Source organism: Flavobacterium sp. GNP001, from assembly GCF_054343775.1.
Map to the genome: position 1 here is coordinate 1798109 of NZ_JBTGUX010000001.1, position 18484 is coordinate 1816592.

General features: G+C 35.6%; 15 protein-coding genes. 14 read left to right on the forward strand and 1 reads right to left on the reverse strand.

The annotated features are described in order from the left end of the window. Positions 1-4: 4 nt before the first annotated feature. Together ACXX8U_RS07670 and ACXX8U_RS07675 are read left to right on the forward strand one after the other, a co-directional pair. Positions 5-1423, forward strand: coding sequence for an MBL fold metallo-hydrolase (locus tag ACXX8U_RS07670; protein ID WP_458565341.1), 1419 nt, complete (start codon positions 5-7; stop codon positions 1421-1423). A gap of 105 nt (positions 1424-1528) precedes the next feature. Beyond that, positions 1529-2140 (forward strand): methyltransferase domain-containing protein, encoded by a 612-nt coding sequence (locus tag ACXX8U_RS07675; protein WP_458565342.1) that lies wholly within the window; start codon positions 1529-1531, stop codon positions 2138-2140. 120 nt (positions 2141-2260) lie between these two features. Here the strand turns inward: ACXX8U_RS07675 and ACXX8U_RS07680 are convergent, their stop codons facing one another. Then, entirely contained in the window at positions 2261-8302 is a 6042-nt protein-coding gene (locus tag ACXX8U_RS07680) for a PAS domain S-box protein (protein WP_458565343.1), read from the reverse strand. 274 nt (positions 8303-8576) lie between these two features. Between ACXX8U_RS07680 and ACXX8U_RS07685 the strand changes: the two genes are divergently transcribed. The 12 genes from ACXX8U_RS07685 (at position 8577) to ACXX8U_RS07740 (ending at position 18476) form a co-directional block, all read left to right on the forward strand. Then, positions 8577-9032 (forward strand): MarR family winged helix-turn-helix transcriptional regulator, encoded by a 456-nt coding sequence (locus ACXX8U_RS07685; protein WP_458565344.1) that lies wholly within the window; start codon positions 8577-8579, stop codon positions 9030-9032. Between the two features lie 14 nt (positions 9033-9046). Continuing rightward, complete coding sequence (locus tag ACXX8U_RS07690; protein ID WP_458565345.1) at positions 9047-9679, forward strand: NAD(P)H-dependent oxidoreductase; 633 nt, start codon at positions 9047-9049, stop codon at positions 9677-9679. 29 nt (positions 9680-9708) lie between these two features. Next, entirely contained in the window at positions 9709-10278 is a 570-nt protein-coding gene (locus tag ACXX8U_RS07695) for a YceI family protein (RefSeq protein ID WP_458565346.1), read from the forward strand. 346 nt (positions 10279-10624) lie between these two features. Then, positions 10625-12025 (forward strand): anthranilate synthase component I family protein, encoded by a 1401-nt coding sequence (locus ACXX8U_RS07700; protein ID WP_458565347.1) that lies wholly within the window; start codon positions 10625-10627, stop codon positions 12023-12025. 124 nt (positions 12026-12149) lie between these two features. After that, on the forward strand, positions 12150-12716 hold the full coding sequence (locus ACXX8U_RS07705) for an anthranilate synthase component II (RefSeq protein ID WP_458565348.1): 567 nt from the start codon (positions 12150-12152) through the stop codon (positions 12714-12716). Between the two features lie 42 nt (positions 12717-12758). Beyond that, positions 12759-13751 carry an anthranilate phosphoribosyltransferase gene (gene trpD, locus ACXX8U_RS07710; RefSeq protein ID WP_458565349.1) on the forward strand — a complete coding sequence of 331 codons (993 nt, stop codon included), beginning with the start codon at positions 12759-12761 and terminating at the stop codon, positions 13749-13751. A gap of 84 nt (positions 13752-13835) precedes the next feature. Further along, complete coding sequence (trpC, locus tag ACXX8U_RS07715; RefSeq protein ID WP_458565350.1) at positions 13836-14618, forward strand: indole-3-glycerol phosphate synthase TrpC; 783 nt, start codon at positions 13836-13838, stop codon at positions 14616-14618. 37 nt (positions 14619-14655) lie between these two features. After that, positions 14656-15321, forward strand: a complete 666-nt coding sequence (locus ACXX8U_RS07720; protein WP_458565351.1) for a phosphoribosylanthranilate isomerase — start codon at positions 14656-14658, stop codon at positions 15319-15321. 18 nt (positions 15322-15339) lie between these two features. Further along, on the forward strand, positions 15340-16521 hold the full coding sequence (gene trpB, locus ACXX8U_RS07725; protein WP_210791324.1) for a tryptophan synthase subunit beta: 1182 nt from the start codon (positions 15340-15342) through the stop codon (positions 16519-16521). 131 nt (positions 16522-16652) lie between these two features. Then, positions 16653-16970 carry a gamma-glutamylcyclotransferase family protein gene (locus ACXX8U_RS07730; RefSeq protein WP_458565352.1) on the forward strand — a complete coding sequence of 106 codons (318 nt, stop codon included), beginning with the start codon at positions 16653-16655 and terminating at the stop codon, positions 16968-16970. A gap of 84 nt (positions 16971-17054) precedes the next feature. Then, positions 17055-17816 (forward strand): tryptophan synthase subunit alpha, encoded by a 762-nt coding sequence (trpA, locus tag ACXX8U_RS07735; RefSeq protein WP_458565353.1) that lies wholly within the window; start codon positions 17055-17057, stop codon positions 17814-17816. 222 nt (positions 17817-18038) lie between these two features. Beyond that, a complete protein-coding gene (locus ACXX8U_RS07740) occupies positions 18039-18476 on the forward strand; it encodes an acyl-CoA thioesterase (RefSeq protein WP_166133634.1) in 438 nt (145 codons plus the stop codon). Positions 18477-18484: the final 8 nt, after the last annotated feature.

Here is an 18484-nt window from a genome sequence, read left to right on the forward strand (position 1 = left end):
TATTATGAAAATTGAACAAATATATACTGGATGTTTAGCACAAGGTGCCTATTATATTACTTCAAATGGAGTTGCAGCAATTATTGATCCACTGCGCGAAACGCAACCGTATTTAAATCGTTTGCAAAGAGATGGCGTAGTATTAAAATATATTTTTGAAACTCATTTCCATGCTGATTTTGTATCGGGTCATTTGGATTTAAGTAAGCAAACAGGAGCTCCTATTGTTTACGGTCCACAGGCAGTGACTGCTTTTGAGGCGATATCAGCTACTGACGGGCAATTATTCCCTCTTGGAAATGTAACCATCAAAGTTTTGCATACGCCAGGACACACAATGGAGAGTACTTCCTATTTATTGTTGGATGAAAACGGTAAAGAACACGCACTTTTTTCTGGTGACACTTTGTTTATTGGCGATGTTGGTCGCCCGGATTTGGCTCAAAAAGCGGCGCATTTAACACAAGAACAATTGGCAGCTACATTATATCAATCGTTACGTTCAAAAATCATGACTTTGCCAGATGATGTGATTGTCTATCCGGCACACGGTGCAGGTAGCGCTTGTGGCAAAAATATGAGTAAAGAAACAGTATCGACCATTGGAAACCAAAAAGCTACTAATTATGCTTTACGAGCCAATATGACTGAAGCGGAGTTTATTCAAGAAGTTACAGATGGTTTATTGCCACCGCCGGCCTATTTTGGTATGAACGTAGCTATGAACAAACAAGGTTACGAAAGCTTTGAACATGTTTTAAATCTGGGAATGAGAGCACTTACGGCCGACGAGTTTGAAACTGCAGCTTCTGAAATTGGAGCTTTACTATTGGATACTCGTAAAAATGGTGATTTTGCCAAAGGATTTATTCCGCAATCGATTAATATTGGTATTGATGGTGACTTTGCTCCGTGGGTAGGATCGATGATTGCCGATGTTAAACAACCTATTTTAATTATTTGTGAAGTAGGTCAAGAAGAAGAAACTGTAACTCGATTGAGTCGTGTAGGTTTTGACAATTTGGTAGGCCATTTGGCAGGAGGTTTTGAGTCATGGGTAACTGCAGGAAAAGAAACCGATACCATCAATAGAATTACTGCCGAAACATTTGCAAAGCAAGTAATTATTGGCGAAAGCAAAGTAATTGATATTCGAAAAGCAACAGAATATGCAGCGGAGCATGTAACAGATGCTTACAGCAAACCACTTGCTGCAATTAATGATTGGATTGAAGATATTGACCCAAAACAACACTTTTTTATTCATTGTGCCGGCGGATACCGCAGTATGATAGCAGCATCGATTTTAGAAGCAAGAGGATTTAGAAATTTTACTGAAATTGAAGGTGGATTTAACGCTATTGCAAAAACTGAGGTGCCAAAAACTGATTTTGTTTGTCAGAGTAAAATACTTCAAAACTAGTTCAGCTGCAGTAAAATTGTCATAAACCTCAACATTGGTTAGTGTGATTTTCATATTTTAAGTAATTTGGAAATCACACTATCAAATTAAATAAAGCTTGTTTTAATGAGTGATACGAAAGAGATCAATTTGAATCAAAAACTAAACAAAAATTATTGGGACAATCGCTATCAAACGAACAACACCCAATGGGACATTGGTCAAGTTGCACCGCCAATTCAGGAATTTATAGACACTATTGCTGATAAAAATGCAAAAATTCTAATTCCAGGTTGTGGGAATTGTTATGAAGCTATTTATTTACTTCAACAAGGATTTACTGCTATCACATTAATTGATATTGCACCTACATTAGTAAATAATTTACAAGAAAAATTCAAAAATCAGCTGCAAATTAGAGTACTTTTAGGAGATTTTTTCGAACATCAAGACCACTACGATTATATCCTTGAGCAAACTTTTTTTTGTGCGTTGCCTCCACAAAACAGGCCCTTGTATGTTTCAAAAATGAAAGAATTACTTGCTCCGAACGGAGAATTGTTTGGTCTTTTATTTGACCGAGATTTTGACTCAGGACCTCCTTTTGGCGGAAGCATAAACGAGTATAAAAACTTATTTGAAAAAGATTTTAATATAATTCGCCTTGAAAAAGCAACAAATTCAATTCAGCCAAGAGCAAACGCCGAGGTATTCATTCATTTACAAATAAGAAAGTAAGGGCTGTACTACTGCAATCAAATTTATTATGATCTGCCAAACACAATTTATAATTTCCAATCTTTCTAAATAAAAAAACGGATAAGAACTGCAACCCAACAGTTTTTACCCGTTTTTTAATTATTTCTCAGTTAACCACAATTGTAACATTTTCTCTAGATCTGATTGTATAATTGGTTTAGGTAAATAATCATTAATTCCAGCTTCAAAACATTTTTCCTTATCACCAACCATGATTCCTGCCGTAATCGCAATTATGGGAACCTCTTCGTACCCATTTATTTTTCTAATTTCGACTGTAGCTTCGTATCCATTTTTGTTTGGCATTTGCATGTCCATCAAAATAATATCGGGTTTGTAATTTCGAGACATTTCAATGGCTTCATTTCCATCTTTTGCTTCATATACTATACAATTAGCAACAAGTCGTTTAACTAATGTTTTAGCCAACATCATGTTGATTTTATTATCCTCAACAATAAGAACCTTTTTATCTTTTAATTCAAATTGAGGAGCAGTTATACTCTCTTCAATAGATTTTTGAATAGCTATTAATTCATTTTTTTTATTTCTGGCGTTTTTAAATTTAATTTCAAAAAAGAAATCACTTCCTTCGCCTAAGGTACTTATCAATTGAAGCTTGCTGTTCATCAAAGCCAAAAGTTGGTTTGAAATTGCCAAACCTAGCCCCGTACCACCAAATTTTCGGTTAGTCGAATTGTCTTCTTGTACAAAGGATTTAAATATTTTTTTGTTGTTATCAGTTTTGATTCCTACACCTGTATCTTTTACAGAAAACTTTATAGTTGACCACTTTTGCCCCGAAGATTCTATTTTATTTATATCTAAACGAATTTCGCCAAAATGAGTAAACTTAATAGCGTTGCTCAAGAGATTGACTAAAATTTGTTTCAATCGAACGGAATCAGCCATAATGTATTGTGGCAACAGTTTATCTATATTTAATGTTAATTGGATGTTCTTTTTGCTGGCCTGAATTTTGAATAAATTAATTACCTGAGTGGTTAACTTTACAAGATTAACCTCTTCAATGTTCAGTTCTAATTTTCCAGATTCAATTTTAGAAAAATCCAAAACGTCATTAACAATATCCATAAGTGTTGCTGCTGACTCATTTACCGTCGTCATGTATTCCGCCTGATTCTTCTTTAAATTAGACTTCATTAATAGGTATGTAAAACCTATAATTCCGTTTAGAGGCGTTCGTATTTCGTGGCTCATATTGGCCAAGAAATCCGTTTTTGCTTTGTTGGCTGCTTCGGCTTGCTCTTTAGCTTTCAGCAATTCCATTTCAAGTGTTTTTTGTTCAGTTATATCAATAAAACTTATAATTACCTCAACCAAATTGCCGTTCATATCAAAATCAGGAAAACCATTGACCAACAACCAAGTTATAGTGCTCGAATCAGGCAATTCTAAACCAATTTTAAAGTTTTTAAGTGGTTTTTTAGAGGTAATAATTTGATTAACCGGATACCATTCCAGCGTCATTTTATCGTTGTTTTCATCGTAAAACTTCCAAATTGGACTATTGGCCGTCATTCCCTTTAAGGATTCTACATCGTACGCTAATAATTCAGCTGCCTTTTGATTCCATACAATAATTGAAGTATCAGGAGCGTGAACAATGATTCCTGCATCTAAATTGCTTATCAGTCCACGATAACGTTCTTCACTTTTAAAAAGCATAAGATCGGACTGCTTTGATTGTGTAATATCACGACTCAAACAAATAAAGTGTTTCTGATCGCTTGCACTATCGGACATTGGTGCAACCGACAATTCAAACCAATGCAAGCCTTTCTCAGGTAAGTCCAGAGAATATTGACGTCCCGTTGAATATCCAAATTCACTAGCCTCCTTTATTGCTGATAAAATCAAATTGGATGCATCAGCTGGTAATATCTCTGAAAACAACTTTCCAAGAAAGTAATCGGGAGTTACAATCAACAATTCATTAGTACGTGAATGGTAATTGTAAATTTTTCCGTCTTCGTCTAATTCGAAAAGCATATCAGGAATGGCGCCAAGAATAGCTTCCATTTTTTTATGCATTTTCAGAAACTCATTGTCAATTTTTTTCCGTTCGCTAATGTTTCTAACAATAGCCACAATCCTTCCATCAGCAATCATCTTAGCAGTAATTTCGACAACAACTAAAGAACCGTCTTTGTGCTGCATACTGCGTTCTAGTAGCGTTTGTTGACCATTTGCAAGTTCTTTAAACATTAACGGAATTCGTTCTAGTTCTTCATTTTGAAATAAATCACTTACGTTTTTAGAGCACAATTCTTCCTTAGAATAGCCTAACATCTTGCAAGCACTTTCGTTTACTTCTAATAGATTACCAGCAACATTATTAATAAAAATCGCATCAGATGCTTGCTCAATTAAACTGCGGTATTGTTCTTCACTGTTACTGAGTTTTTCTTTGATATTTTTTAACTCTGTTATTTCAGTTAATGCTCCGTTTAACCGAATAGCCTTTCCATTCTGGTCCCGGGTGACAACACCACGGTCGTAAAATATGCCGTAAGTTCCATCAGCTTTAAGAAAACGAAACTCATCTGACCAGTTACGTTCTGCGCCAGCGTAAGTATCATCTAACTTTTTTGTAACCCGTTCGCGATCATCAGGATGCACTTTAGAACGCCATAAATCTGCATTATTTATTCCATCAGGCTCTAAACTTCCAAAACCTAGTAAATCAATAAATGTTTGATTATTCCAACTTTGACCAGTAACTAAATCTACTTCAAAAACAGCATCATTGGTAGCCTGTGCAATAGTTTCAAATCGCAAATTTGCAGTCTTTAGTTCCTCTTCGGCTTTTTTAATTTCGGATAAGTCAAGTCCCATTCCCAACAAACATCGTTCACCGTTATATTGAATTGGGTTCGAGTTAATAAAAAACGGAACCATAATCTTATTTTTTGTCTGAAAAACAACCTCAATCCCAGGCAATTTATCACCTTCTTCAAAGTTAGGTCCAAGTGCTTGTTCAATTCGTTCCTTAATTTTTGCTTTTTCATCATCATAAAACAAATCAAGTGCATTTAATTGCCCCACTTCTTCCGTAGTGTAACCAGTGAGCGCTTCAAAGTTTTTATTCCATTTTACAAATTTTCCTTCCTCGTTACACAAGTAGAAAATTCCAGGTAGATTATTGATAATTACTTCCGAAAGCTGCTGCTCCTTTAAAATTGCAACTTCCGATTTCTTACGTTCCGTAATATCTGTAATTGTACCAACGTACCCTACTACTTCATTTTTAATATTGCGTTCTGGAATTGCTTGCCCCATTACCCAAACAATAGTTCCATCGGGCTTTAAAAAACGATATTCTGTAGTTGATTTTTGTTGTGTTTTTGAATCTTCTTGCCATCTTTTTGCCAAATACTCCTTATCGTCAGGATGTACTGCATCGAGCCAACCATAACCAATAGCATCATCATATGAAAAACCTGAAATTCTACTCCAATACGGATTTACATAAGTCGTACAACCTGTAATATCGGTTCTAAAAATTCCAACAGGAGACACTTCTGTTAAAGTGTGGTAGCGCTGCTCACTTTCTATTATTGCCTCAGATGTTTCTTTTCTTTGTGATTCGTTTTGAAGAATTTCAAGTGCAAAAGCAATATCGTTGGTTGCCTCTTGCAATAATTTTATTTCTTCTGCATCAAAAAAGTTCTTTTCACCCGCATAAAACATAATGACACCAATGACTTCCTTAAATTTCTGAATAGGCAATGCTATCACAGAGTTATAATTGCGTTTTAAGGCTTCTTTCTTCCAAGGCAACATCATTGCATCTGCCTCAATATCATTACAAACAATATATCGGTTTTCAAGAAATGCCCGAGCAGCAGGACCTTGCCCCGCAGGCATGTCTGCATTTGTTGAAGGCATTACAATATTATCAAAATAGTCTTGATGGTCACCAGCCATACGAGCAGGTTTTAACAACTGCTTTTGCTCATCATACAAACCAATCCAAGCCATTCTGAACTTGCCTTGCTCTACAGCAATTGTACAGGCCTCATTGAATAAGTTTTCTTGATTAGTTGTACGAACAATCATTTGGTTCATATGACTAATGAAAGAGTATAAGCGATTGGCTTTAATGATCTTTTGTTCAGAAATCACTCTAGAAGTAACATCAGTGATAATACCATGACAAATTACCGTTCCTTCAGGCTCCAGAATAGGTAACGAATTTATGTGATGCCACATTAAGCCCTTTGTAGGATGAAAATAGCGGTATTCTATTTGCAGGGGTACCAAATTATTTTTAGTATTGGTCACGCTAGCTAATAAAGGAGCAAGATCATCCGGGTGTACGGCAGCATAAATTTGTTGTTGATTGTTTTCTATTTCTTCAAATTTAAATCCAAAAATATCGTGGATTGCGTTACTAGCATAGGTGTAACTATAGCTTCCATCTAAATTTTGTCGCAATGAATATATCATTCCTGGCGAGGCTTCAGCAATTTTTAAAAATTTATCTCGTTCAAGTTCCAATTGTTTTTGAGCTGCTTTTGCCTGCGTAACGTCTCGCATATTGGTAATAATACCACGCACATCTTCATCGTGCAAAAGGTTATTAACGTATCCCTCCATCCAAATGTAGTACCCATCACTATGTTTGACTTGAAATTGTACCGGAAATGATAAACCAGGATTTTCGATAGCTAAAGCCATTTTTTCTTTTACATAAAGCAAATGGTCCTGATGTATAAAATCTAGGCCACATAAATCTGTAAAATCATCGTTAATCCAACCTGTTATTTTTTTTGAAGACTCACTTTTAAACAATATTCGATAGTTTTCGTCTAATAAAGTGATGCTATCTTGATTATTTTGAATAAAAGCCCTAAATCGTCTTTCATTGCGAACAAGTTGCTCTTGAATGTTTTTTTGTTCTGTAATGTCTTTTACAAAACCTAAAAATTTATTTTCGGACAACTTTACCGCTTCGGCAGCCCAGCATCTAACTTGCCCAGATTTTGTTTTGATAAATATTTCTTTTTTACCCACCCCATTTTCTACCAATTTTTGAAATTCCTTGATGTACTCTTGAACCTCTTCTTCAATAGATAAATCACCAAACTTCATTTTTAAAAGTTCTTCTCTCGAATATCCTGATAATGTGCATGCTGCTTGATTGACCTCTAAATAATGACCTTTTTCACCTACTACAAAAACACCATCGGGTGCATTTTCGATATAAGTTTTAAAGTTTGAGTTACTTTCTTCCGCTAGTAATTTCAATTCGTAGTCAAGTGCCGAAACCTCAGGTTCTTTTATTTCTTTTTTGAATTTTTTCTTATCCGTAAGGTCTTGAATTGTTCCTTTTAAACGGCGCACAGATCCATCTTCATCTACAATAGGGAAAACTATGGCATTTAAATACTTATTTTTTCCGGTTGATAAAGTCACACATTGTTCAAATATTACTTCTTCTATATCTTGTATACAGGTAATTAATTTACTTAAAAAAAGTTCAGCCGATTCCTTGGTTTGGACCAATAGGAATTCATTATACAAATCCAACTGAGCTGCCTCTTGAACTTCCAAAATAGCAAATAGTTGTTGCGACCATTGCATTTTTTTTGTTGTAAAATCGAGTTCCCAACTGCCTATTTTTGCGATTTTTTGAATATGAGTTAAAGATGCTTCGCTATCGAGTAATTGTTTTTGTATACTTTCGAACTCAGTAAATTCCACACCAATGGCCTGAATACAGTCATTTTGTGATGACAATGTCAACACCCATTCAAAACCGAATACTCGGCCATCACTCGCTACAAATCTATTTTTTAAAGTAGTGACAGAAGTACCACTGCCTACTAACGCAAATGCTTTTAAAGTTTCATTATGATCATCAGCATGTATAAAAGATAAAAATGGTCGACTAAGAAACTCTTCTTCGGAAAATCCAAATTTAAGAGTGAAAGCAGGATTAATTTGCTTAAAAAAACCATCAAATGACAGGATACACACTAAATCTTTTGACTGATGTAGCACATTTTCAATTTTCTTGAGCTCAGCATTTGCTTGCTCCAACCTACTTATTTGTTGCTCTTGAGCTTTGATTTGCCGAATTAGATCATCGTAGGATGGTTCTTTTGATTGCATATTGTGAAAATATTAAAGAAAAAGCTAAATGTATAAATTTTTAAAACTTAAATCAAGTTTACTTTTTCAAATTATAATCGTGCAAGAAACAACTAATCATACCCTTACAATTATTGAAGATCCTAAAATTCGGACAAAAGTTATGGATCGTAAAAAACACTAAAATTCAACCTCTATTTCGATCTCAAAAAATTAACAAAAATTTAATCGACATTTGTATATACAACATTAAATAAAGACTACATTTGTACCCACAAATGACATATATACAAATATGAAAATTGAAGAAATATTAAAATCTACTGTACCGATGGATAATTCAAAAAAAATTATCCTTAATATCATGTACACCCAAAATGTACTTGCAGAGCATTTTAATGAAATTTTAAAACCTTTTGAAATATCAAATGAACAGTACAATGTTTTGCGAATTTTAAGAGGGCAAAAAGGAAATCCAGCCAATATGTGCGTCATTCAAGAGCGTATGTTAGCCAAAACAAGTAACACCACTCGGTTAGTTGATAAATTATTACTTAAAAATTTTGTGACCCGAAAAGTTTGTTCAGACAACCGCAGAAAAATTGAAGTTTTAATCACTCAAAAAGGACTCGATATCCTAGCAGCATTAGACGAAAAAGTTTTGGCCCACGAACAGTCTTTTTCAAAAAAACTAACTGACCCAGAAATTGAAACATTAAATCAATTATTAGAAAAATATAGAAATCAATAAACACCAATAGCAAAATGAATACATTCGTAGACAATCAAAATTGGAGATATGCAACAAAGAAATTTGATGCCTCTAAAAAAGTAAGTACAGAAGATTTAAACATATTGAAAGAAGCAATTAGACTTTCTGCATCTTCTTACGGCTTACAGCCTTACAAAATTATTATTGTTGAAAATCCTGAATTAAGAGCTAAAATTCAGCCATCTGCATGGGGACAAACACAAATTGTTGATGCTTCTCACCTATTGGTTTTTGCTAATGAAGTGAATTTTGGAGCTGAAGGAATTGATGCTTTTATTGCAAACATGAGTCAAACAAGAGGTATTCCTGTTGAAAATTTGCAGCCATACAATGACTTAATGAAAAATAACTTGACTACACTTCCTGAAGAAGTGCGTAACACTTGGGCAGCAAAACAGACTTACTTAGCAATGGGTAATTTATTGAATGCCGCAGCGGAGCTAAAAATTGACGTTACTCCAATGGAAGGATTTATTCCTGCTGATGTAAACGACATTTTAGGACTGAACGCTTTAGGATTGAACGCAACTTTACTTGCAACTGTAGGTTACAGACACGAAGATGACGCAACTCAATTTGGCAAAAAAGTGCGTAAATCAACTGAAGAATTATTTATTACACTATAATTATTAATCCACATTAAACAAAAAAACAAATGAAAAATCTAAAATCAATTGCATTAGCAGTAGTTGTAGCATTAGCTACAGTAACAGGAAACGCGCAAACTAAAAAAGTAGATGCTACTCAAAGCTCTATTAAATGGGTTGGAAAAAAAGTAACAGGTGCTCATGAAGGTACAATCAACCTTAAAAGTGGTAACCTTGTTTTTAAAAGTAAAAAATTAGTTGGTGGAAACTTTATTGTTGACATGAACTCAATGACTGTAACTGACTTAAAAGCAGGTCAAGGAAAAGAAAAATTAGAAGGACACTTAAAAGCTGATGACTTTTTTGGAACTGACAAATTTGCAACTTCAACTTTAGTTTTCAAAAAAGTAACTCCAAAATCTGCAAACGTTTACGCAGTAACAGCTGATTTGACTATCAAAGGAATTACTAAACCAGTAACTTTTGACTTGACTACAACTGCAAACACTGCAAATGCTAACGTAGTAGTTGATAGAACTAAATACAAAATTGAGTACAACTCAGCTAGTATCTTCAGCGCAATTGGTGACAAAGCCATCAACGATGATTTCACATTAGCTGTAGCTTTAAAATTCTAAGAATTTATAGCCCTCACATTATAACCCCAACAAGCAATTGTTGGGGTTCTTTTTTATATACCAATTAATATTCAGTCAGGATTTAACAAAATAGCGTGATAACTGCTTCATTTTTAACAACCGTTTTATTTGCAAGTCCGATAATCATTTCTATATTTGCACCATAAAAATAAAAAATGAACACAATTTTAAACAATACTTGGTGGTGGAACAATTTACGTCAATCGTCGTGAAGAGAGCTCCTATAGTATGTTTAAAACTACTTATACAAAAAGGCTTGTCATGACGACAAGCCTTTTTTTTATGTATCAAAAAATCAAACCCAATCAACTAAAAATACAAGATCTTGAAATCATTTGCTTTACATACCCACTACAAACAAATTCTTGCAGACACTATTACGCCTGTAAGTGTGTATTTAAAAATTAGAGATAAATTCCCTAATAGTTTACTGCTTGAGAGTAGCGATTACCACGGTAACGACAACAGCTTCTCGTACATTTGTTGCAATCCCATCGCTTCAATAAAAATAGAAAATGAAACGATTTACAAGCAGTTTCCTGATGGAACTTTTGAAAAAACGGCAATCGAAGCTAGTACAGATGTACCGTCAATTATTCAAGAATTTTCAGGACAATTCAAATCTGAAAAAAATAATTTTAAATTCATCAATAACGGCTTGTTTGGGTACATTTCGTATGATGCTGTGCGTTATTTTGAAAAAGTAACTATTGCTAAAAAAGAGAATAGCAATACCATTCCCGATATCTATTATGCGGTTTACCAAAATATAATTGCCATCAACCATTTTAAAAATGAAGCTTATATTTTTTGCCACAGCATAAACGGTCACAATAATATTTCAGAAATTGAACAATTGCTGCAGTCTCGCAATATTGCTTCGTATAAATTCACTAAAGAAGGAGCTGGATTTTCGAACTTAACGGATGCCGAGTTCAAGCACAATGTAGCTTTGGCAAAAAAACATTGCTTCCGCGGAGACGTTTTTCAATTGGTACTTTCACGCCGATTTACACAAGGCTTTAAAGGAGACGAATTCAATGTATATCGTGCCTTACGCAGCATAAATCCTTCACCTTATTTGTTTTTCTTTGATTATGGCGATTTTAAAATATTTGGGTCTTCGCCCGAAGCGCAAATTATCGTAAAAGATCGAAAGGCTGAAATTCACCCAATCGCAGGAACTTTTAAACGAACTGGCGATGACGAAAAAGATGCTGAATTAGCCAAACAATTATCCGAAGATAAAAAAGAAAACAGCGAACACGTTATGCTTGTTGATTTGGCTCGAAACGATCTCAGTCGCCACGGCCATGCAGTAAACGTGGAGCGCTATCGTGAGGTTCAATTTTTCTCGCATGTAATTCATTTAGTGTCCAAGGTAACAGGACATTTGCATGAAAATGCCACAACTATGCAAGTAGTAGCCGATACATTTCCAGCAGGAACCTTGAGTGGCGCACCAAAACATAGAGCCATGCAACTGATTGAAGAGTACGAAAAAACCAATAGAAATTTTTACGGAGGTGCAATTGGTGTTATGGATTTTGAAGGCAACTTTAATCACGCCATTATGATTCGTACTTTTTTAAGTAAAAACCATCAATTGCATTGCCAAGCAGGTGCAGGAATTGTTGCAGGATCAGATGAAGAAAACGAAATGCAGGAAGTGTACAATAAATTAAGAGCATTAAATACAGCTTTGGATCTAGCGGAGACAATATAAAAAACTAATTTAAAGATTTAATAATTCAAGAATTTAAAGATTGTCTAAAATAGAATTTTTACACGAGCCTTAGCGGCGAACTGGCGAAGCAATCTTTAAATCTTTCAATTTTTCAATAATAAAAATGAAAAAAATACTAGTCATAGACAATTACGATAGCTTCACTTACAATTTAGTGCACTACCTAGAAGATTTAAATTGCGAAGTTACGGTGTACCGAAACGATGAATTTGAGTTAGACGAAATCGCTTCGTTTGATAAAATTTTACTCTCGCCAGGACCTGGAATTCCTGACGAAGCTGGTTTACTAAAAGCGATTATTCAAAAATATGGCCCAACAAAAAGTATTTTTGGAGTATGCCTAGGCCAACAAGCTATCGGCGAAGTATACGGCGGAACATTAACCAACTTAGACAAAGTTTATCACGGTGTAAGCTCAATGGTGCAAACCACCGTTACTGATGAAGCTTTGTTTGAAGGTTTGGGTAATTCATTTGAAGTAGGACGTTACCACTCGTGGGTTGTCGAAAGCAATTTACCCGAAGTACTTGAAGCTACTTCTGTTGACGAAAACGGACAAATTATGTCTTTGCGTCATAAAACTTTTGATGTTCGTGGCGTACAATTCCATCCCGAAAGCGTTTTGACGCCTAATGGTAAAAAGATTTTAGAAAATTGGGTGAAAAATTAGTCATAAGCCCCAAAGACTCTCAACTTTAAGTCAGATACAAAAATGAAAAACATATTAAACCGCCTAATTAATCACGAAATACTTTCAAAGAAAGAGGCAAAGGAGGTATTGATTAATATTTCGAACGGAAGTTACAACAGTAGCCAAATTGCTTCTTTCTTGACCGTTTACATGATGCGAAGCATTACAATTGATGAACTTGCAGGATTTCGCGAAGCCTTGCTAGAATTGTGCATTCGCGTTGACTTGTCTGCTTACAATGCTATCGATTTATGCGGAACAGGTGGCGATGGAAAAGATACTTTTAACATTTCAACATTGGCTTCATTTGTAGCTGCTGGTGCTGGTATAAAAGTAGCAAAGCACGGTAACTATGGCTTATCATCTGTTTCAGGATCGAGCAATGTCATGGAAAAAATGGGAATTAAGTTCAGTAACGACCCGGAGTTTTTAGAGCGTTCCATCGATCAAGCGGGTATTTGCGTACTGCATGCGCCACTTTTTCACCCTGCAATGAAAAATGTGGGACCCATCAGAAAAGAATTAGCTGTAAAAACCTTTTTTAATATGTTGGGACCGATGGTAAATCCGTCATTTCCTAAAAATCAATTGGTAGGTGTTTTTAATTTAGAATTAGCTAGAATGTATGCCTATCTCTATCAAAATACCGAGGTAAATTTCACAATTTTGCACTCACTTGATGGCTATGACGAAGTATCCTTAACAGGTGCTACCAAAACCATAAGCAATACAATGGAAGGCATGTTGCACCCTGAAGATTTTGGAGCAAGCCTATTGCTACAAACAGATATTGAAGGCGGAAAAACAATTGACGAATCGGCTCAAATGTTTACTAACATCATTTCTGGCAAAGGTACTGAGGCTCAAAATAATGTAGTTTGTGCCAATGCAGCAATGGCTATCGCAACGGTTACTAAATGCAGTCCTTTAGAAGGATTTCAAATAGCAAAAGAAAGTTTATTATCCGGAAAAGGACTTTTATCTTTGACCAGATTGCAGGAATTGAGTAAATAAAATAGTTTAAAGTTTGAGGTTTAAAGTTGTTAGAATTTCGAACAACTTGAAACTTTAAACAAACAAAACGTTAAACAAATAAGAATGAATATCTTAGATAAAATCATAATCGACAAAAAACGAGAAGTTATTCTCAAAAAAAATATCATTCCTGTTTCGCAGTTAGAATCGTCAGTGTTTTTCAACAAAGAAACCATTTCATTGCGATCAAATTTATTAAACAGCAGTTCCGGAATTATTGCCGAACACAAACGCAGATCACCTTCAAAAGCAGCTATAAATTACGACTTCACCGTTGAAGAAGTGACAAAAGGATATGAAAATGCGGGTGCTTGCGGAATCTCGGTACTAACCGATGGGAAATATTTTGGTGGTTCGCTTGACGATTTGCTACTAGCAAGAGCAAGTGTAAATGTTCCGCTTTTGCGAAAAGAATTTATTGTTGACGAGTACCAAATTTTAGAAGCCAAAGCACATGGCGCCGATTTAATTTTGCTAATCGCTGCCGTTTTAACGCGAGACGAAATCAAATCATTATCTGAATTTGCTAAGAGTTTAAATCTAGAAGTGTTGCTCGAGGTACACAATCTTGAAGAGTTACACAAATCGATTATGCCTTCCTTAGATCTTATCGGCGTTAACAATCGCAATTTAAAAACATTCGAAGTCAGCTTAGATTTCAGTAAGGATTTGGCAGCTCATATTCCGGATGAATTTGTTAAGGTTTCCGAAAGTGGTATTTCATCAGTAGCGGCCATTCAAGAATTAAAACCTTACGGATACAAAGGTTTTTTAATTGGAGAAAACTTCATGAAAACCGATAACGCAGGCGCAGCAGCTGCTGAATTCATTCAACAATTAGGTTAAATAAAAAATTACGATAAACACTCTTAAATCGCTCACAATGCAAGAACAAGAAATACCAAATACTGCAAAACCTATTGGCTACGCCATGAAAATTTGCGGCATGAAGTACTCTGAAAACATTCTCGAAGTTGCTGCGCTTTTGCCAGATTACATGGGCTTTATTTTCTGGGAACCATCATCAAGGTATTTCACAGGAACTATTCCAACCTTACCAGCATCAATAAAAAAAGTTGGGGTATTTGTAAATGCAAGCGTGCTTGAAATACAAGCAAAAGTCAACCAACACGATTTAAAAGCCGTACAATTACACGGACACGAATCTGTTGCATTTTGCCAAGATTTAAGAGAAGTTCTGGGTGTTAACATCGAAATTTTTAAAGTCTTCTCTGTTGGGAGTGATTTTGATTTCGAAATAATCAAAGAATTTGAAGACAGTTGCGATTTTTTCTTATTCGATACCAAAGGAAAATTACCCGGTGGCAACGGTACCGTATTCGACTGGAAAATGCTAGAAAATTATCCTTCGCAAAAACCGTTTTTTTTAAGTGGCGGAATTGGTATTAATGAAGTAGCACAAATAAAAGAAATAACAAAAAGCAACTTACCCGTATACGCCTTAGATTTGAATAGTAAATTTGAAATTGAGGCAGGATTAAAAAACAGTAATGCATTAAAGCAGTTTCAGGAACTACTGAAACAATAAACTTTTAAAAAAAATATCATGAGTTACAATGTAAACGAGAAAGGTTATTACGGAGAATTTGGTGGTGCATTTATCCCTGAAATGTTATATCCAAATGTAGAGGAACTACGTCAGAATTATTTAAAAATCACAGCCGAACCTTCTTTTCAAGAGGAGTTTGACAGTTTATTGCGTGAGTATGTAGGTCGCCCTACTCCATTGTACTTTGCCAAAAGATTATCAGAGCAATACAATACCAAAATTTACTTAAAGCGTGAAGATTTATGCCATACTGGTGCGCATAAAGTAAACAATACAATCGGTCAAATTTTACTAGCTAAACGCCTAGGAAAAACGCGAATTATTGCTGAAACTGGTGCAGGACAACACGGTGTAGCCACCGCAACTGTATGTGCATTGATGGGCTTAGAGTGTATTGTGTACATGGGCGAAGTCGACATCAAGCGCCAAGCTCCCAATGTGGCTCGTATGAAAATGTTAGGCGCTACCGTTCGTCCAGCAACTTCAGGATCAAAAACTTTAAAAGATGCTACTAACGAAGCGATTAGAGATTGGATTAACAATCCGCTAGATACTTATTACATCATTGGTTCAGTGGTGGGACCGCATCCATATCCTGATATGGTAGCGCGTTTCCAATCGGTTATTTCAAAAGAAATCAAAGCACAATTGCTTGAAAAAGAAGGCCGCGAAAACCCTGATTATGTGGTAGCTTGCGTAGGTGGCGGTAGCAATGCAGCCGGAACGTACTATCACTTTCTTGACGAGAAAGACGTGAACATTATTGCCGTTGAAGCAGCAGGACTAGGCGTTGATTCTGGCGAGAGTGCCGCAACCTCAGCACTAGGTAAAGTGGGCGTTATTCATGGTAGCAAAACTTTGTTAATGCAAACCACCGATGGCCAAATTACCGAGCCGTACAGTATTTCAGCTGGTCTTGATTATCCTGGTGTCGGTCCAATGCACGCGCACTTATTTGCTTCCGGACGTGCACAATTCATTTCAATTACCGATGCACAAGCCATGGATTGGGGTATCAAATTATCAAAAACCGAAGGATTAATTCCTGCGATCGAGAGCGCACACGCCTTTGCAGTTTTAGACGAAATGAAATTCAAACCTGAGGATATTGTAGTCATCAACCTTTCTGGCCGTGGCGACAAAGATTTAAATACATACATTGATTATTTCAACTTATAACATCAGTATATTTGGGGCGTTTCCCGCCGGGTCGGGCTGTACGCTGTATCTTTTTCATGGCAAAAAAAGCCATGAAAAAGGATGCCGCTTCCATCCCTAACGCACACCAATAACCAGAAATCAAACTACTTATGGAATATTTATTCTCCTACGGTACCCTTCAGTCTAAAGAAATTCAGATGCAAGTTTTTAATAAACTTTTAATCGGAACCGAAAACCAACTTACAGGATACAAACTAAAAGGTTTGCAAATTGAAGAAGAATTTGGAATGGAAGATTATTTTGTAGCCATGCCAAGCGATGATCCCGCTGATGCAATCACCGGAATTGCCTTTGCAGTAACAAGCGATGATCTTATCAAAGCAGATCAATTTGAATCAAACGCTTACAAAAGGACTGAAATCACATTAAAATCAGGCATCACTGCTTGGATTTATATTGAAAGTTAATAGATAACAGTAATCGCATCAAACATAAAAAATAAATGCTTTAGCTTGCTAAAACCTTGCTGAAAGACACAAAAAGAGTTTACAATGAACAGAATAAATCAGAAATTACAAGAATCAAAAAAAATACTCTCCATCTACTTTTCAGCTGGATACCCAAGTTTGAATGATACCGTTCAAATCATCGAAGATTTAGAAAAAAATGGTGTCGATATGATCGAAATTGGTTTGCCATTTAGTGATCCTTTGGCTGACGGACCAACCATTCAAGAAAGTTCTACGCAGGCCTTACACAACGGTATGACCACGCAGGTCTTATTTGATCAACTAAAAGACATTCGCAAAACCGTTTCTATTCCGTTGATCATTATGGGTTATTTTAACCCAATGTTACAATATGGAATCGAAGAATTTTGCAAACAATGTGCCGCTATTGGCATTGACGGACTCATTATTCCTGACTTACCAGTTGACGTTTATGCTGATTCTTATCAATCTACATTTGAAAAATACGGTTTAAAAAACATTTTCCTAATCACTCCTCAAACTTCTGAGGCGCGCATTCAATTTATTGATAGTGTTTCTGACGGATTCATTTATATGGTAAGCTCGGCTAGTGTTACCGGCTCACAAATCGGATTCGGAACTTCGCAAGAAGCCTACTTTGAACGCATTGCCAACATGAATTTGAAAAACCCGCAAGTAGTAGGTTTTGGTATCAATAATGCAGCTACTTTTCAGCAAGCCACACAATATGCAAAAGGAGCTATTATTGGAAGTGCATTCATCAAACATCTCACGGAACAAGGAACAGGAACCATTGCAGAATTTGTAAAAACGATTCGCTAAGCATTTCCACAAACAATTTCAAAAAAACAAATCAGCCTCTGCAAAGAGGCTTTTTTTTACTACATAAATAAAAAAACGAAGGCGCAAGAATAATTTCAACCCTATCCAATCTATAGCAATTTCTTTTCTCCACAGCTCATTTTTCGTCAAAAACCACAAGAAATTGTCAATCTTTTTTTGCAATTTAGCAACAAATATATTTTATACTTTAAATCACCAAAAATGAATTCATTTACCAAAGAGTTATCCTTTAGATGGTCTGATCTTGATCCTAATTTTCATGTTCGCCATAGTGCTTATTACGATTTTGGTGCACAACATCGAATTGAAATTTTAGAAAGCTTGGGGTTGACTATGAGAGTCATGCAAGCGCAAGGTTTTGGACCTATTTTATTTAGAGAAGAATGCGTATTCAGAAAAGAAATCAAACTCTCAGATCGTATTGTCATGCATACTAAAACCTCAAAAGTGAATGAAGATGGCTCTCGATGGTCTATCATTCACGAATTCAAAAACGAACAAGATCAAGTGTGCGCAACCATCACCGTTGATGGCGCTTGGATGGATGTAAAACTGCGTAAACTGGCCTCTCCTACTCCAGAATTGGCTATGCAAGCTTTGAGTATTTTTCCAAAAAGCGATAATTTCTCTACAAAATAATTCAAATT

Coding starts and splice junctions, on each gene's coding strand:
- ACXX8U_RS07695 (WP_458565346.1), top strand. CDS start 9,709: ATGAAAAATCTAAAATCAATTGCATTAGCAGTAGTTGTAGCATTAGCT.
- trpD (WP_458565349.1), top strand. CDS start 12,759: ATGAAAAACATATTAAACCGCCTAATTAATCACGAAATACTTTCAAAG.
- ACXX8U_RS07670 (WP_458565341.1), top strand. CDS start 5: ATGAAAATTGAACAAATATATACTGGATGTTTAGCACAAGGTGCCTAT.
- ACXX8U_RS07720 (WP_458565351.1), top strand. CDS start 14,656: ATGCAAGAACAAGAAATACCAAATACTGCAAAACCTATTGGCTACGCC.
- ACXX8U_RS07740 (WP_166133634.1), top strand. CDS start 18,039: ATGAATTCATTTACCAAAGAGTTATCCTTTAGATGGTCTGATCTTGAT.
- trpB (WP_210791324.1), top strand. CDS start 15,340: ATGAGTTACAATGTAAACGAGAAAGGTTATTACGGAGAATTTGGTGGT.
- ACXX8U_RS07680 (WP_458565343.1), bottom strand. CDS start 8,302: ATGCAATCAAAAGAACCATCCTACGATGATCTAATTCGGCAAATCAAA.
- trpA (WP_458565353.1), top strand. CDS start 17,055: ATGAACAGAATAAATCAGAAATTACAAGAATCAAAAAAAATACTCTCC.
- ACXX8U_RS07730 (WP_458565352.1), top strand. CDS start 16,653: ATGGAATATTTATTCTCCTACGGTACCCTTCAGTCTAAAGAAATTCAG.
- ACXX8U_RS07685 (WP_458565344.1), top strand. CDS start 8,577: ATGAAAATTGAAGAAATATTAAAATCTACTGTACCGATGGATAATTCA.
- trpC (WP_458565350.1), top strand. CDS start 13,836: ATGAATATCTTAGATAAAATCATAATCGACAAAAAACGAGAAGTTATT.
- ACXX8U_RS07675 (WP_458565342.1), top strand. CDS start 1,529: ATGAGTGATACGAAAGAGATCAATTTGAATCAAAAACTAAACAAAAAT.
- ACXX8U_RS07705 (WP_458565348.1), top strand. CDS start 12,150: ATGAAAAAAATACTAGTCATAGACAATTACGATAGCTTCACTTACAAT.
- ACXX8U_RS07690 (WP_458565345.1), top strand. CDS start 9,047: ATGAATACATTCGTAGACAATCAAAATTGGAGATATGCAACAAAGAAA.